Source organism: Oceanobacillus caeni (genome assembly GCF_042678465.1).
GTDB classification, from domain to species: domain Bacteria; phylum Bacillota; class Bacilli; order Bacillales; family Amphibacillaceae; genus Oceanobacillus; species Oceanobacillus caeni.
On the sequence record NZ_JBHTKV010000022.1, the window covers coordinates 1 to 17246 of the forward strand.

Genomic DNA, 17246 nt, shown 5'->3' on the forward strand with positions numbered 1-17246 from the left:
GGGTTAGCTTGGTCAAATTCGTCAGCTACCAAAAGTGGCGATTACCCAAGAAGCCCCCACTTCAAGCAACCCGTAAGAGTGGTAAGTGGGGGTGGTTCACTTTAAGTTAGAATAACAATTCTGACTAGTATTCACCAATTATCTTCCGTATAATAGTTGGTAAGTTAAGATTAAGGGAGAAGGCATTCATGAATAGTTTGAAAGTGAGAGATAAATCGATAGAAATTAAGTTGGAACATCTTACAGCATTGTATCAATTGTTTCATGACAATGGTGATTTTGCAAACGCGGAAAAAGTATTAGATTTATATAAGAAACTAATAGCTAACGAACTAGTTGTCAGTTTCGCGGGGCATTTTTCTGCTGGGAAGTCCTCGATGATTAATGCTTTGATGGGGGAAGATATTTTACCAAAAAGCCCAATACCTACAAGTGCTAACGTAGTCAAAATTAACTCTGGTGGTGGGTATGCACGAGTACATTTACACAATGGCGATATTTTAGAATTCGAGGAACCTTATGATATGGATATGATCAAGGATTACTCGAAGGATAAAGACACGATTAAAAAAATAGAGATAAGCACGAAAAAACGCATTTTACCAGAACATTTCTCTGTGATGGATACACCAGGAATTGATGCGGCTGATGATGCGGATAGAATTATGACAGAGTCTTCCTTACATTTGGTAGACGTTATGTTTTACGTGATGGATTATAACCATGTTCAATCTGAAGTGAATTTACAATTTCTACAATCAATCCAGAAAAAACAAATTCCATTTTATGTCATTATTAATCAAATTGACAAACATGATGAAACTGAATTATCTTTTCAACAATTTAAACAAAGTATTGAGCTAACTTTCCAACAATGGAATGTGCTACCTGAAAACATCTTTTACACATCTTTAATAGATAAAGATGTCAAACATAATCAATTTAAAGAAGTTCAGGAAACTATTTCAAATATAATGAATCAAAAAACGCGAACGATTCAACATTCTGTACATCAAGTACTTGAAAATCATCGAAAATATTTAAACCATACATATGAAAGCAAATTAGATGGAAAGGTTAATGAAATTGATTTGAACGATGGTTTAGAGGAAATGTATGAGCTAAATTTAAAGTTGAATCATCTTCAAAATGAAGTTCCAGAATTCGAGAGTAAGTATAATCAGGAATTAAAAAGTACATTAAATAACGCTTATATCATGCCGGCAGTATTACGAGATAAAGCACATGACTTCCTAGAGTCACAGCAGAGTAATTTTAAAATTGGTTTATTTGGTTCAAAGAAAAAGACTTCGTTTGAGAAAGAAAAGCGTTTAGCAGAATTCTTACATCCTTTACAAGAAAATATAGAAGCTTCTATACAGTGGAAACTAAGGGAAAAATTTGCTGGGCTTATCAAGGAATATGAAATTACAGAGGAATCTATTAAACAACATATCCAATCACTGAAACTAGATTATGGAGAAAAAGATTTAATCCAGTTAATAAACACGGGTGCAAAAGTGAATGGAGATTATGTTCTTAATTACACAAAAGAAGTTGCAAATGACATAAAAACAAAATATAGGAAAAAAGCAAGCCAGTTATTAACTGAAATAAAACAATCTATAGAAAAGAGAAATAGTGAAAAAGAAAGCAAACTAAAAGAACGACTGTCGAAGCTTGAATATATTCGAGATTACAAAGAACATAAAGATCACACAGAGAATAAATTAAAAGAAAATTTACGTAGATTGGAAGAAATACTCGGAAATCCTGCACCAAGTCAATCAGCTTGGGGTCATGTAGAAGATGCATTGAATCAACGGACAGAAAAAATGAAGAAGGTTGAAGTTCCAAAAACACTATCTATTGAAAAAACTAAAATCAAAAAAGCTGAATTACCAAAGGGAGATAAAGGTAATAAGAAACAATTAGCTACAGATGAAGTTGTAATTAGTATTGAAAACGTGATTCAAACGATTTCTAATCTTCCGGGATTTGATACCTTGCAGGAGGATTTATACGAGAAAAAAAGACGATTATCTAACCGTTCGTATACGATTGCATTATTTGGAGCGTTTAGTGCAGGGAAATCGTCCTTTGCTAATGCTCTGATTGGCGAAAATGCGCTACCGGTTTCACCGAATCCAACTACAGCTGCAGTCAATCGAATATGTCCGGTAACTGATGATTACCAACATGGAACAGTTGTTGTCAGGTTGAAAGATAAAGACACATTAATGAATGATTTATTAAAGATAACGAAGAAATTTAGTCCAAAAGAAACTGATTTACTGTCTTTTATACAATGGGTTAAAGACGAAAAGGTTTATCAGAGTCCTAAATTAAATAAAATGTATCAATCTTATCTTTTAGCTTTGGTGAATGGCTATCCATATATAAAAGAATATATTGGAAAAAGACAAACGATTACATTAGAAGAATTCGGTTCTTATGTTACCGATGAAACAAAAGCTTGTTATATCGAGTCGATTAATCTCTATTATGATTGTGCTTTAACTAGGCAAGGAATCACACTTGTTGATACACCCGGAGCAGATTCCGTAAATGCAAGACATACGAATGTTGCTTTTGAATATATTAAACATGCTGATGCGATTCTTTATGTAACCTACTATAATCATGCGTTATCCCGTGCGGATCGAGATTTTCTCATGCAGTTAGGTAGGGTAAAAGAGGCATTTCAGTTAGACAAGATGTTCTTTATTGTTAATGCGGCTGACTTGGCACGTGACGAGAAGGAGCTTTCTTTAGTTGTTCAATATGTGGGCCAGCAACTACTAGAACTTGGAGTAAGACTACCAAGATTGTATCCTGTTTCTAGTAAACAATCACTGAAAGAAAAACAAAACAACGATCAACTAAACGAACAAATGGCTACTTTTGAGGACTCCTTTTATCGATTCATTCACTACGACTTAACGGCGCTGACAGTAGATTCAGCACTTTGGGATATGCAAAGAACCTATCATAAGTTAGCTGACTATATTGATTCGATGAATTTAGATGAAGAATCCAAACGGAAAAGGAAAGAAGAACTTCATTCGAAGAAACAAATACTGAAGGAACGATTGGTAAATATTGAAACAACTACCCTAAGTGATCAGATTCGTGATAAAATGGATAAGCAACTTTATTATGTGTTAGAAAGATTACAGATCCGCTTCCATGATATGTTTAAGGAACATTTCAACCCGACTACTGTAACCGAATCTGGTCGAAAAGCAGTCGGACAGTTAAGGAATAATCTTGAAAATTTAATAGAATATGTTGGATTCGAATTATTCCAAGAGCTCCAAGCAGTCTCATTGAGAATGGAAGCTTATATACTTAAGCAGGGTAATGATTTTTATCAGTCGATTAAGAAACAATGTATCGATATGGATCATTTATTTGAATTACCGAATTGGCAAGATGACGAATTAAAAACGCCCGATTATAAAGGAGCGTTTACCGATATCGATTTGGGCTTGTTTAATAAGGCGATCTCTTCGTTTAAGGGAACGAAAGCTTTCTTTGAAAAAAATGAAAAAGAACAGATGAAAGAAGCGATTTTCGACCAACTGTCACCATTAGCAAAAAATTACATCGAAGAAAATAAACAAGTAATGTTTGCTGGTTTTATGCCACAATGGGAAGAACTAGTTGAAAAAATGAAGCAACAAGCAATTTCAACAAATGATCTTCAGGTGAAAAACTATGAAGATATGATGAGTACAGAAGTAAATATTTCTGAGCTTAAAGAAAAACAAAAAATCATGGAAACGGAATTAAGTAAACATGGTACAGAGGAAGTGTCCTAATTGAAAAAAAATCAGGTTTTATTAGTAGATGGAATGGCTTTACTATTTCGTGGCTTTTTCGCTACTTCATTTAGAGGGAATTTTATGTTAACTAGTAAAGGTGTTCCTACTAATGGAATCTATCAGTTTTTACGCTATTTACTTGATGCGGTCGATAAATTTGAACCAACACATGTTGTATGTTGTTGGGATATGGGAAGTAAAACCTTTCGTACGGAAATGTACGCTGGATATAAAGCAAATCGTGATGAACCGCCTGTAGAATTAGTTCCACAATTTGATTTAGTTAAAGAAGTGGTAGCAGCATTTGATATACCAAATATCGGTTTAGAAAGTTTTGAAGCGGATGATTGTATTGGAACATTGGCACGTAGCTATGCAAACGAAGAAAATGATGTCCTCATCTTAACAGGGGATCAAGATATTTTACAGCTTGTTGATGACGGAATTCATGTTGCTATTATGAGAAAAGGGCAAGGGAATTATGAAGTATTTACAATGGATAATTTCTACGATAAAAAAGGGATTCATCCTAAACAAATTATCGATTTGAAAGGTTTAATGGGCGATACTTCAGATAATTATCCTGGAGTAAAAGGTATTGGGGAAAAGACTGCACTAAAATTACTCCAGGAATATGAAACCATCGATCAATTATTAGCAAATATGGATCAATTGTCTAAAGGAATTCAAACAAAAATTAACAACGACTTAGAAATGCTTCATTTATCACGGGAACTTGCCGGAATTAAATGCGATGTCCCTATCCAATGTTCACTTGATGAAGCAATCTGGAATATGAATGAAACAAAGGTCCAGGAAAAATTTGCCGAATTAGATTTTGGTCATATGAATAAATTGTTAAAAGTTATGGCTTAAGTATGACTTTAATACAATGATCTTTTTTATTATTAAAGATATCGTACGCTTTTTCTGCTTGATCAAGTGGAAGCTTATGCGTAATAATATCTGTCGGATCAAATTCTTCAGCGACTATCTGGTGATAAAGCTCTTGCATGTAACTACGTGCAGGGGCTTGTCCCATTTTTAAGGTGATATTTCTTGTAAAAAATGGACCGAGTGGAAACATATTATATAATCCACCATAAACTCCTGTAATTTGTAGCGTGCCAGCTTTTTTAACAGCTTTCGTGGCAATTTGAAGTGGGCCAATGGTTCCGCCTTGAAGCTTCAATTTCTGACCGACAAACTCTAATGGTGACTTTTTACCATCCATTCCAACACAGTCAATGACAACATCTGCTCCGCCTTTTGTTAATTCTTTCAATGTTTCACCCATATCCTCATCTTTTGTGAAATCAAATACTTCCGTTTTATTTACCTTTTTCGCATGGTTGATACGGTAGTCGATATAATCGATGGCAATGACTCTTTCGGCACCTTTTTGCCAGGCGAATTTTTGTGCCATTAATCCGATTGGTCCACAGCCTAAAACAATAACCGTGTCACCTTTCTTTACCCCTGCATGTTCAACACTCCAGTAAGCCGTTGGCAATACATCTGATAGAAATAGCAGGGATTCATCCTCTAATTCACAATCCTCGGGAATGACAAACGGGGTATAGTTAGCGAAAGGAACTCGAAGATATTCTGCTTGTCCTCCAGGATAGTTTCCGAATTTCTCTGAATAGCCAAAATAACCGCCAGAATCATAGTGCGGATTGGAGTGATCGCATTGACTTTCTAGATGGTTATGACAATAAGGACACTCACCACATGCTACGGTGAAGGGAATAACGACACGGTCACCTTTCTTCACTCTAGTAACTTCTGGACCTACTTCTTCTACAATCCCCATTGGTTCATGACCAATCATACAGTCTATTGGAAGAGGAAAGTTTCCTTGATATAGATGTAAATCAGAACCACAAATAGCGGTGGAAGTAATTTTTACAATAATATCTTGAGGATCCTTTATAATAGGATCAGCCACTTTTTTAACCTCTACTTTATACTTTCCTTGATACGTAACAGCTTTCAATGTTGTACCTCCTATTTTCTTATTAGAGTTTGTTTAAAAGGAAAAAATATACTTTTTGGAAGGACTGCAAATTCCAAGTGGTAATATGATTAATAAATGTACAAAAACATAACAAAAAATCATGGAAAAAGGTGCATGTCTCATTCATCGGTGCATATAATGTAGTAAAATAATCCCAAACGCTTGCAGACGTCAAAATGGTGACGGTTGCAGGCGTTTTACTTTTTCAGCGATATAATTAATGATGAAAAATTCTACGTAGATGTTATACTAGAATAGTCAATTTAATAGTAAATAGAAGGGAACATCTACAATAGCACCATTGTGGGTGTTTTTCGTTACATACCAAAGTGGGACTGCGAACTGTCGCTTTGATTCGGGCAAATAAGGAGTGGAACGAGATGAATAAGAAGGATATTGCGAATATTCGTAAACAATTTAAATTAAATAATGATCTATTAAAAATTCATGAGATCTTTAATGTGTACATTATGAAGGAATCAAGTGAAATCTATCATTATCAAAGTATGCCTTTTGAAATGCTAGAAGAGGAACAAAAAGAATTATTCATGGGTAACTTTAAAAAAATATTGTCAGGCCAATTGGATGAAAAATTATTTGAGTTAAAGTTCCAACGTGATGTTGAAGATAATAGTCAATTGATTCTACACCAAGGTTTAATAAGTAGTGAAACGGAAGATTGGATTGCACAAATGCTTCTACTTGTAGAAAAAATGTTAAAAGATAAACAATATGAAATGGATATTGTTGTTACTTTCATTCGCGGGGAATATATGAAACCGATGAAGCGTCGTAGTGAAGAATCGGAAGAAAGTGAAAGAGATACGGTTTATTCCCATCCCTTTATTTTATGCAGCATGAATAAAACACAGGATCCGAAAAAAGAATTACTTTTCGACTACGTTGAAAAGGAGTTTAAATATAATTTTGTCGTGGATCCAATTATCAATCTGAAACAACCAGTATCGGGATTTCTATTCCCATGCTTTACAGATAATGCAGCGGACGTGAATCATGTCCTTTATTCTGCTGGAAAAGCATATGAATTGAATTATCATTTCATAGAAGAGGTATTAAATGCCGAAGAAACGATGACAGCAGAAGATGATAAAATAGTTTTTGAAGAAATTGTGAAAAAAGTTGCTGGTCCCCAAATCGATACAACCACATTATCAAATATGTACGACGAAATTAATCGTGTTATAGAAGAAAATGAAGAGGAAGAAGAACCTAAATTAGATTACAAAGATGTTGAAAAAGTACTAAAAAGTAGTGGAATAGAAAATATTGATACAGAAAAGGTAGAAACCGCATTTAAGACGGTGATTGATGATAATAGCTACGAATTAAAAGCAAGTAATGTGGTACCGAAATATACTTCAAAATCAATCAAAGTAAAAACAAAGGTAGCGGACCTTTCTATCAGTCCACAAGAATTAAGACATGTACGCCAAGTCCACTTAAACGGAAAGCTATACCTTATGATTGAACTAGAAGAAAATACAATGATTGAAGGATTTGAAATGATTCCAGAGGCGTTGTTTCATAAAGTAGAAGAGGATGGGAATTAATTCATAATTAGTTAATAAAAAGCGCGTCCCTTTAAGTATCAAAAAAGTTACTTAGAGGGATATTTTTATATTTGAGCTATTATTGTAGTCTATTATTATGATTGTTAAAAATCGTTACCGGTTTCAACTCCAGCCGGCTAACATTCTTAGCTCCTGACCGCTTGCAATCTATTTATCCGCAACGTCTTCACAATCCCTATAATTAGCTTATCATGACACGAAGAATAAATAATAGATTTAAAACTTATTTAGGAAAAAGGAAAAGTTGAAACTTTTTGTATGTCCAAATCACTCTAATAAGTGAGAGGAGGGGGTGATGACAATATGAAACACGATCTACATACTGTGAAAAGGGCGATTAATGGCGACGTTGAAGCTTTTGAAGAATTGCTCTTTAAAGAAGAAAAAATGCTATATTACAAGGCGCTTTCTTACGTTGGTAATAAAGAAGATGCTTTGGACGCTATTCAGGAAACATCGTACAACGCATTCCTTGCGATAAGGAAATTGCGAAATCCGGAGTATTTTTCAACTTGGCTTTTTAGAATTTTAATACGTGAATGTTATAAGCTATTAAAACAACGTGACCAAATGATTCCTTATGAGGAAAGCGAATTATTGAAAAGATTAGATAGCAAGCAAGAGGAAGAAATAGATTCTTTTCATTTAAGTGAGGCATTATCGAGGCTAAAATCATCCTATCAAACGTCTATCATTTTATTTTACTATCATGATTTGTCGATTAAGGATATTTCCGAAGTGATGGAAAAGCCGGTTAGTACAGTAAAAACGTACTTACGTAGAGCAAGGAAAAAATTAAAAAGTGAGTTAGAAAGGAGTTATCCATTAAATGAAAAAGTCACATGAGCCGTTCGACGATTTTCCGAAAGAACAGGTACGTTCCGCGATTCGTTCAGGAATTATTCGAGCAGAAGAACAAATAACTACGCCTCATATTAAAAAGAACAATGCAAAAAGAAAACTAGTTTATGCTTTCTGTAGTGTGGCAGCTGTCATTGCGATATTGGTTGGCTCCTCTTACTTTTCGCCTGCTTTAGCAAGTAGTTTGTCGCAAATTCCGATTATCGGTTCTATTTTCGCAAAATCCGATTTAATCGGTTTACAACAAGCGCAAAAAAAAGGGTTAACGAATGAAATTGGGGAGACACAGACAGTAAATGGAATAGCCGTTACGCTTGATGAAATTCTATATGATCAGAATAATATTACTGTTGGTCTTTACATTGAATCTGAAAAAGAACTTGATGAATTATATTTTGGAGCTGGGATGGACTTTACGATCGACGGTAATTTTCCTAGTGGATCCACTGGTAGTTACGGCGAAAATATTCTTTCACCAACTACTCGAACTGCCATTCAAGAAATAAATGTGACTGAAGAAATGCCGGAAAACTTCGAACTTGGATTAATATTACATGGAGAAAATGGAGAGAAGTGGTATTTTTCCACTCCTGTTCAAAAAATAACCGACATTAATAAAATAGCTGTTAATCATTCACAATCTGTTGATGGGGTAGATCTTAAAGTATCGGAATTATCTATAAGTCCAACCGGATTAAGTCTATCTTATGAAAGTTCCGAAGACGAAACAGATTTTGAATTAAGCCGCGGGGGAAATATAGAATTTAAAGTAGTGGATCAGGATGGAAATGAAATTACAGGTCATTCTGGTGGGGCGTCAGGTGAATTGGTTAAGAATAAAATAGTGTTTAAGAGTAATAAGCATTTTGATCCCATTGATTCTAATGTTTCTGAATTGACAATCACTCCCTATGTAGTTATTCCGTCAGGCGGGGGAGGAGTAGAAGTCGATGAAAATGGCAACGAAAAAGAGTTAGAATATAAAGGAGATATGATACAGCCGGTTGAGTTTGAATCTTTTAAAGTGAGAATTCCACAGTAAATGTATTGATTAAAGAGATTGCAAAGCCCTATGTATTTGGAAATCCCAAATACATAGGGCTTTTTTTACCAAAACTCTATCCTTCATTTTGCTGTAGTTCTTCCATCTCTTTCGGTTCGGCACGGTAAACGACAAACGCTAGAATAATAGCCAAGATGGACATAACAAATGCAATTAAATAGACAAGTTCAACACCGACTACCATCGCTTGGTTTATAACGGCAGAGTCTTGTGGATTACTCGCCGTTTGTAAATAATGAAGCTGTCTTGCGTTCATAATACTGATAAAAACAGAAACCCCAATCGCGCCAGCAACGGGCTGTAATGTAGTCATGATAGCAGTACCATGTGGATACAAATGTTTTGGTAGTTGATTTAACCCATTCGTCTCAGCGGGCATCATAATTGCCGAAACAGATAACATAATAAGGATATATCCAACGATTACTACCCACAATGAAGTATGAATCGTTAATCTGCTCATCATAAACATCGTCCCGCATAAAACAAATGTAGCAGGAATCATTAAAACACGAGGTCCAAATTTATCGAAGAGGTGCCCCATAAATGGTGACATGAGTCCATTTAAAATACTGCCAGGCAATAAAACCAAACCAGCTGTTGCTGCAGTTAAGGCTAACGGTCCCTGCATATAGATTGGTAAAATGATCTCAGAAGCAAACATCGCCATGATAATGATGAAAAACATCAAAACCGCGTGTGTATACATCGGATATTTAAAAACTCTTAAATCCATGACAGGCTCTTTCAATTTTAACTGCCTAAATGAGAATAAAACTATTCCAATAAACCCAATAATGATTGCAATATAAACATTTGGACTAAGGAAACCAGCTTCACTTTCTCCAACCGCACTGAATCCGTATACGATTGATCCAAACCCGATGGTCGAGAATACGAGTGATAGTATATCAATCTTTGGTTTCGTAACCTCCGATACATTGATTAAATATTTATATGCAAAGGCAATGGAGAATAGGGCGAATGGGATAACTGTAATAAATAAGTAACGCCATCCTAAATATTCAACAATGATGCCTGAAAGTGTAGGACCGATAGCAGGAGCAAACATAATGACCAGACCTATTAACCCCATAATTTTCCCACGTTTATGTGGTGGATAAATTAGTAAAAACACATTGAAAATGATCGGCATTAGTAATCCGGTTCCAACTGCCTGGATTAACCGACCAACTAATAAAATCGGAAAAGTAGGTGCTATTGCGCTTATTGTCGTCCCAATCGTAAAGACAGTCATCGTTCCTAAAAATAATTGTCTTGTCGTGAACCATTGTAGTAATAAGGCAGATACTGGGATAACAACGCCCATTACTAGCATAAATCCTGTTGCCATCCATTGTACAGTAGGCAAGGAAATATGAAATTCCTCCATCAAGGTTGTAAGTGCAATATTTAATAACGTTTCGTTTAATATTGCAAAAAAAGCGCCAATAATTAAGGAAAGCATAATTGGCATCACTTTAACATCTGGATTATCCGCCAGATATTCATATTTCTTTGTCCCGTTATTTTCTTTCAAATAGAAAAACCTCCATCTATCTTTTTATTATTCATTAGAAATGAAACTACATCTATTGTGATATCTAGAAAAATTAGCGGTCTCAACGGTTTAAATCTTTTTATTCCTAATATAACTTAACATGAAATGAATTTAGATTGATAGGGATTTGTGAAAATATAAGGAAAAGGTTTTCAGGTTGTTTTTTAATCGTTAAAGAATCTTTAAATTTATCAACTGCATTTAATAAGATGATTTAATAATAAATCAACAGGGTATACTATATTATTATATAAAGCAGGAGGGTATTCAATTGAGAACAGACGAAAAAAACATATCAGTCTTTGCCCTTGGCGGCTTAAATGAAATTGGGAAAAATATGTACGCTATTGAATATGGAAATGATATCGTAGTCATCGATTGCGGAAATAAATTCCCAGATGAAAGTTTATTAGGAATTGATCTCATTATCCCTGATATGTCTTATCTTATAGAGAACCAAGAAAAGGTAAGAGCTTTGATTGTCACACATGGACATGAAGATCATATTGGCGGCATCCCTTTCTTCTTGAAAAAAATGAATGTACCTGTTTATGCCACAAGATTCACACTTGGAATCATCGAACTTAAATTAAAAGAACATAGAATTTTAAGAGAAAGCAAACTTTATGAAATTAACTCAGATTCAAAGGTCGAAATTGGTGAGATGACTATCAACTTTTTTAAAGTAAATCACAGTATCCCGGATTGTTTAGGAATTGTGTTTGATACGCCTGAAAGTAGAATTGTACATACGGGAGACTTTAAGTTTGATTTGACCCCTGCTAATCGGGAACGTCCGGAGATTCACAAAATGGCGGAGATTGGGAGCAAAGGAGTTCTGCTACTTCTATCCGAAAGTACGAACGCGGAGCGCGGCGGATATACTCCATCAGAGCAAATGGTCGGTGAAAATTTGGAAAGTATGTTTATGAAAGCTAAAAGAAAAGTGATTGTTTCTACTTTTGCTTCCAATGTCAGTCGTATTCAGCAGGTTGTCCATGCCTCGCAAAAAACGAATCGAAAAATTGCCTTGCTTGGTCGTTCCATGGTAAATGTCGTAAGGGTTGCAAGGGAAAGAGGTTATGTAAATATTCCCAAAGGTATGTTAATTGAAGCGGATGAAATCAATGAATTCGCCCCGGAAATGGTGACGATTCTTTGTACAGGTAGTCAGGGAGAACCAATGGCTGCACTTAGTCGCCTTTCAACAGGTAATTTTCGCGGTGTAGAAATTCTTGCGGAAGATACCGTCATCTTTGCCGCAGGCCCAATTCCCGGAAATGAAAAGAATGTCACCAGCATTGTAGATAACTTATATCAACTAGGAGCTAATGTCATTTATGGATCTGGAAGTAGTTCAGGAGTGCATGTTTCTGGACATGGCTATCAAGAAGACTTAAAGCTTATGTTGACACTTATGAAACCAACGTATTTTATTCCAATCCATGGGGAATATCGTATGCTACACCATCATCAAATGCTCGCTGAATCTGTTGGTGTTGATGCAGAAAATATATTTATTTTAAAAAATGGCGATGTTGTAGATATGGAAAACTCCATTGCTCGTAGTTCAAGATCTATACCAGTGGGCAGTACATATGTTGATGGGATAGATGAAGGAATGATGAAATTTGTATTACAGGATCGTAAGCGAATTTCAGAAGATGGAATGCTCATGATCATTCTTCCGATGAGTAAAGCAGAAGGGGAAATGCTTGCAGAACCTGAAATAGTTTCTCGAGGATTCCTAGATGATCATTTCTCAGAAATAAGAAAAGGAATCAACCAGATTATTAGAGATACTATTGAAGAGCTTCATGAGGCCAATCGATATTCATGGAATGCGAAAAAGAAACAGATTAAGAAATTAGTTTGGAAGTATGTAAAAGAGAAAACGAAAAAAGAACCAATGATTATTCCTATTTTGATTGAAATTTAATAAAATGTATGATGTCTTTTCTATATGTCAATCAGTTAAGGGACCATCTTTCTAATCAATGCTTCGGGTAACACCGAAGTATTGATTTATTTTTTATCCCTCCTAAATAGGCAGTAAGACCCCCACTGATGGAAGTCTCCTTTATGTAAGCAAATCATTTTGTGATTAATCAGCAAACAGTGTTGAGCGCTTTCACTTTAGTTCTTAACATGCACAATGGTATAATGTTGTTGTGATATTGACGTAAGTTTAATTATCATCAAGAGCATTGGCTAATAAAGGGAGAAGACAATTTTGAGATACATAGTTTCTAAGGCTTTGAATAATAATGTCATTATTGCTTTAAATGAAAATAAAGAAGAAGTCGTTTTAATTGGAAAAGGTATTGGATTTAATAAAAAGAAAGAGGATGTCATAAAAGAAGAAACGGTAGAAAAACTATTTGTGTTACGAAATAAAGTAGAGCAGGAGAACTATTTAAAGTTACTTCCTAATATGGATGAATCCATTCTTGAGACTATTATCACTGCAACAGAAATGATTAAACGTAAATCTAACGTACTACTAAAAGAAAAGGTGCATGTTGCTTTGACCGATCATATTCTGTTTGCGCTTACCCGTCTTCATCGAGGAATGGAAATAAAAAATCCATTTCTAGCAGAAACGAAAGCCTTGTATCCTTTTGAATATGAAATAGCTGCAGAGGTGGTCGATTATATGAACCATACACTCGACATTCATCTGCCTGAGGGAGAAATCGGATTTATTGCTTTACATGTCCATAGTGCAATAACCGATAAATCATTATCAGAGCTTAGTACGTATTCTAATTTAATTTCGCAAATAGTGGAAACCATTGAGGAACAACTGGATATTAATATAGACCGCGAAAGTATTGATTTTTTCCGTCTAATTAGACATGTTCGCTATACGATTGAACGTGTGTTAAAAGGAGAAAAAATGGAAGAACCAACAAAATTAGCTAACCTATTGAAAAGCGAATATCCAGTGTGCTATAATCTTGCATGGAAGCTTATTAAAATCATACAGCAAACCTTAAAAAAACCTGTTTATGATGCGGAAGCGGTTTATTTAACCATGCATCTGCAGCGTTTACTTGTAAAAAAGAATTCATAATTTCATTACGTGTAACTGATTCGATCAGGCATGAGTAGAGATTAATGAGGAAAGAGAGATTGGGTAAAACTAACCCTATCGCTTATTTTCCCATACTCTATTCATGCCTTTTTTATTTGCAAAATAGTTTGGGTTGCTGTAGAGAAATAAGTTCAAACAAAAAGAGGAGGGTGTTTTATGTTTAAACAAGCTTTTGGTGTTTTACAGAAGATTGGAAAAGCACTAATGCTTCCAGTTGCTTTACTTCCAGCTGCGGGACTATTACTTGGTTTTGGTAATGCGGCGCAACAGGAAACCATGCTTGAATACTTGCCATTCTTACATGCAGATTGGATTCAACTTGTTGCAACTGTGATGGAAGATGCAGGTAATATTATTTTTAGTAACTTAGCTTTAATTTTTGCTGTCGGAGTAGCGATCGGCCTTGCTAGTGATGGGGCTGCTGCTCTTGCTGCTTTGGTTGGTTACTTAGTACTAAACCAGGTGATGGGATCCTGGCTTGGTGTGACACCAGAGATGATTGATGCCGATCCCAGCTTTGCAAGTGTATTAGGAATCCCGACATTGCAAACGGGTGTATTTGGCGGTATTATCGTTGGTTTAATCGCAGCATTTTCTTATAATCGATACCATAATATTGAGATGCCATCTTTCTTAGGATTCTTTGCCGGAAAGCGATTTGTACCCATTGCAACGGCTGTCTTTTCATTTATTGCTGGTTTAATTCTATTATTCGTATGGCCACCTGTGCAAAATGCAATGAATAGCGCGTCCTATTGGTTAATCGAAGAAGGAACCTATTTAGGTGTATTTTTATTTGGTTTTATTAAACGACTACTAATTCCATTTGGTTTACACCATATTTTCCACGCGCCATTTTGGTATGAATTTGGTTCGTATGTAACTGCTGCAGGTGATACAGTTCGTGGAGATATGACGATATTTTTCGCGCAATTACGTGATAACGTTGACATCACAGCGGGTAATTTCATGGCTGGGGAATATCCCATTATGATGTTTGGTCTTCCTGCTGCCGCACTTGCGATGTACCATACGGCAAGACCTGAGCGGAAAAAGTTAGTTGCAGGATTACTTGCATCAGGAGCACTAACATCATTCCTAACTGGTATTACGGAACCACTTGAGTTTTCGTTTATGTTTGTATCACCATTATTATTCCTACTCCATGCTTTCTTAGATGGACTATCATTTATGATTATGACGTTCTTAAGCGTAAACATTGGATACACCTTCTCTGGTGGATTTATCGACTTTGCTTTATTCGGAATTTTACCAGGAAAAGAGCCTTGGTGGCTTGCCATTTTAGTAGGTATCGGATTCGCGGTCATTTATTACATCTTGTTTAGATTCTTTATTAAGAAATTTAATCTAATGACTCCTGGTCGTGAAGCAGTTGAAGATGAAAAAGCAGAATCAAAAGGTAATGCTGGAGACTTAGCTTTTGATGTTTTAGAGGCGATGGGTGGACAAGAAAATATTGCGCACTTGGATGCATGTATTACAAGACTCCGTGTTTCTGTCCATGATATTCAATCGGTTGATAAGGATGGATTAAAAGATTTAGGCGCTGCTGGTGTCCTTGAAGTTGGTAATAATATTCAGGCTATCTTTGGTCCGCGTTCTGAGATTATTAAAGGACAAATGCAAGATATTATGTCTGGGAAAAAACCTCGTCCAGCAAAAGAGGTAAATCAAGAGTCAGAAATAACACAACAAATCGAGGAAGTTAATCCGGAAGCCTTACAAAATGAAATAGTGGATGAAGCCTTTATTTCTCCAATTAAAGGGGAGATTGTTCCGATCACAGAGGTTCCAGACCAAGTATTTGCCGGAAAAATGATGGGTGATGGATTTGCAATTAAGCCAGAGGAAGGATTGATTGTATCACCTGTTAATGGAACCATTCTTAATGCATTCCCTACCAAACATGCACTTGGGATTAAATCCGAGGGTGGAAGAGAAATTCTCATTCATGTCGGGCTTGATACCGTGAATCTTCATGGGGAAGGCTTTGAAATGTTAATAAAAGAGGGAGATGTGGTAAAAACTGGACAACCTCTATTAAAAGCGGATCTACAATATATTGGTGATCATGCGAAATCAACGATTACACCAATTGTATTCACAAACCTTAAAGACGGTGAAAAGGTTATTATCGAGAAACAAGGAAATGTTGAACGAGAAGAAGAAAACATTATAAAAATTGAAGGATAAATTGGGATGAACAGGATCCCATTCCCATTAACAAAGACGGTTTCTATAGAGTGTATTCTGTAGAAACCGTCTTTTCTTATATTTGTTGCAGGCTCCAATTAACCTGAAGCCATAAAATAAAAAAATAGTTTAAAAAGGTGATTGACATTTCAAAAAATACTAGGTAAACTAATAAATACAATTAAACCACTAGGATTAGTAACTTATATAGAGAGGTGGAGGGACTGGCCCAACGAAGCCTCGGCAACAGACTTACAATAGTACTGTGCCAATTCCAGCAAGTATTTAACTTGATAGATAAGAAGAGCAAAGTGAACCTTGTTGTTTCACCCCTTTTCTTCTTCAGAATTGGGTTTTTTAATGCTGATTGGGCTACCAAAGGCATTCAATGTTTAAGCTCTTCATTTAGGAAATCATGTAATAGAAGAAAACAGAAGTTTAAAGAGTATGCCATTTATCCACCTAAACGAGCAGCAAGACACCCACCTTAAACTTCCAGGGAACAAAGAAGGTAGTTGGGAGATCATGCACGTAAAGGTCCGATAAGTGCAACTAACTATCAGTGGAGGATGAAGGAAAACCGCACTAATGGAAGTCTTTTTTATTTCTCATGACATTTCTTGAAAAAGGGGGAAAACTAGTTTGGATAAGATTGATGATGTACAACTCAATCATATTTTAACTGCATTAAAAGAATTAGAATATGGATCAGTAGTCATTACAGTCCATGATGGAAAGATTACACAAATAGACACAACCGAGAAAAAACGTTTTTCCTTAACGAAAAATCGTTCTTAAGGTACTTGATGTTGTGAAGGGGCTATGGGGCAGCTGGGAAGAGTATATATAGGCACTTAGTAAACATTGAATTTATCTATGTTTACTAAGTGTTTTTTTGTTGTTAGGAAATTATAAAATTTGCTGCATGTGGATACTTATTCAGAATAGGCCACGTCCGGTTTCAGCGCTAAAGCCGTAGCTAGACTTCCTTCACCTCCGGACGTCGTTATA

11 protein-coding genes and 1 riboswitch are annotated in these 17246 nt (G+C 35.6%); of the genes, 9 read left to right on the forward strand and 2 right to left on the reverse strand.

Translation table 11 applies throughout. The features are described from left to right. The first annotated feature begins 188 nt into the window (after window positions 1–188). Together ACFQ18_RS13900 and ACFQ18_RS13905 are read left to right on the forward strand one after the other, a co-directional pair. Window positions 189–3824 (forward strand): dynamin family protein, encoded by a 3636-nt coding sequence (locus ACFQ18_RS13900; RefSeq protein ID WP_204798529.1) that lies wholly within the window; start codon window positions 189–191, stop codon window positions 3822–3824. Beyond that, complete coding sequence (locus ACFQ18_RS13905) at window positions 3825–4703, forward strand: 5'-3' exonuclease (protein WP_047186524.1); 879 nt, start codon at window positions 3825–3827, stop codon at window positions 4701–4703. It begins immediately after the preceding gene. On the opposite strand, the gene ACFQ18_RS13910 is transcribed toward ACFQ18_RS13905, so the two are convergent. Next, window positions 4693–5826, reverse strand: coding sequence for a zinc-dependent alcohol dehydrogenase (locus ACFQ18_RS13910; RefSeq protein WP_204798530.1), 1134 nt, complete (start codon window positions 5824–5826; stop codon window positions 4693–4695). The two genes, ACFQ18_RS13905 and ACFQ18_RS13910, sit on opposite strands and share 11 nt — an antisense overlap. A gap of 401 nt (window positions 5827–6227) precedes the next feature. Between ACFQ18_RS13910 and ACFQ18_RS13915 the strand changes: the two genes are divergently transcribed. From ACFQ18_RS13915 to ACFQ18_RS13925, 3 genes are all read left to right on the forward strand, one after another. Then, window positions 6228–7418 (forward strand): DUF4317 domain-containing protein, encoded by a 1191-nt coding sequence (locus tag ACFQ18_RS13915; RefSeq protein WP_204798531.1) that lies wholly within the window; start codon window positions 6228–6230, stop codon window positions 7416–7418. 324 nt (window positions 7419–7742) lie between these two features. Further along, entirely contained in the window at window positions 7743–8285 is a 543-nt protein-coding gene (locus tag ACFQ18_RS13920) for a sigma-70 family RNA polymerase sigma factor (RefSeq protein ID WP_047186521.1), read from the forward strand. Then, window positions 8269–9342, forward strand: coding sequence for a DUF4179 domain-containing protein (locus ACFQ18_RS13925; RefSeq protein WP_204798532.1), 1074 nt, complete (start codon window positions 8269–8271; stop codon window positions 9340–9342). Before ACFQ18_RS13920 ends, ACFQ18_RS13925 begins: the two co-directional genes overlap by 17 nt. A gap of 76 nt (window positions 9343–9418) precedes the next feature. Here ACFQ18_RS13925 and ACFQ18_RS13930 read toward each other — a convergent pair whose 3' ends face one another. Then, window positions 9419–10840 (reverse strand): MDR family MFS transporter, encoded by a 1422-nt coding sequence (locus ACFQ18_RS13930; RefSeq protein ID WP_204798550.1) that lies wholly within the window; start codon window positions 10838–10840, stop codon window positions 9419–9421. A 421-nt stretch (window positions 10841–11261) separates the two neighbouring features. Here ACFQ18_RS13930 and ACFQ18_RS13935 point away from each other — a divergent pair, with 421 nt between their 5' ends. From ACFQ18_RS13935 to ACFQ18_RS13950, 4 genes are all read left to right on the forward strand, one after another. Continuing rightward, window positions 11262–12863 (forward strand): ribonuclease J, encoded by a 1602-nt coding sequence (locus ACFQ18_RS13935; protein WP_379566598.1) that lies wholly within the window; start codon window positions 11262–11264, stop codon window positions 12861–12863. Window positions 12864–13154: 291 nt separating this feature from the next. Next, a complete protein-coding gene (gene glcT, locus ACFQ18_RS13940) occupies window positions 13155–14000 on the forward strand; it encodes a glucose PTS transporter transcription antiterminator GlcT (protein ID WP_204798551.1) in 846 nt (281 codons plus the stop codon). 177 nt (window positions 14001–14177) lie between these two features. Then, on the forward strand, window positions 14178–16235 hold the full coding sequence (ptsG, locus tag ACFQ18_RS13945) for a glucose-specific PTS transporter subunit IIBC (protein ID WP_204798534.1): 2058 nt from the start codon (window positions 14178–14180) through the stop codon (window positions 16233–16235). Between the two features lie 200 nt (window positions 16236–16435). Beyond that, a riboswitch (SAM riboswitch) is annotated at window positions 16436–16539 on the forward strand. A 347-nt stretch (window positions 16540–16886) separates the two neighbouring features. After that, window positions 16887–17033 carry a YezD family protein gene (locus ACFQ18_RS13950; RefSeq protein ID WP_083452611.1) on the forward strand — a complete coding sequence of 49 codons (147 nt, stop codon included), beginning with the start codon at window positions 16887–16889 and terminating at the stop codon, window positions 17031–17033. Window positions 17034–17246: the final 213 nt, after the last annotated feature.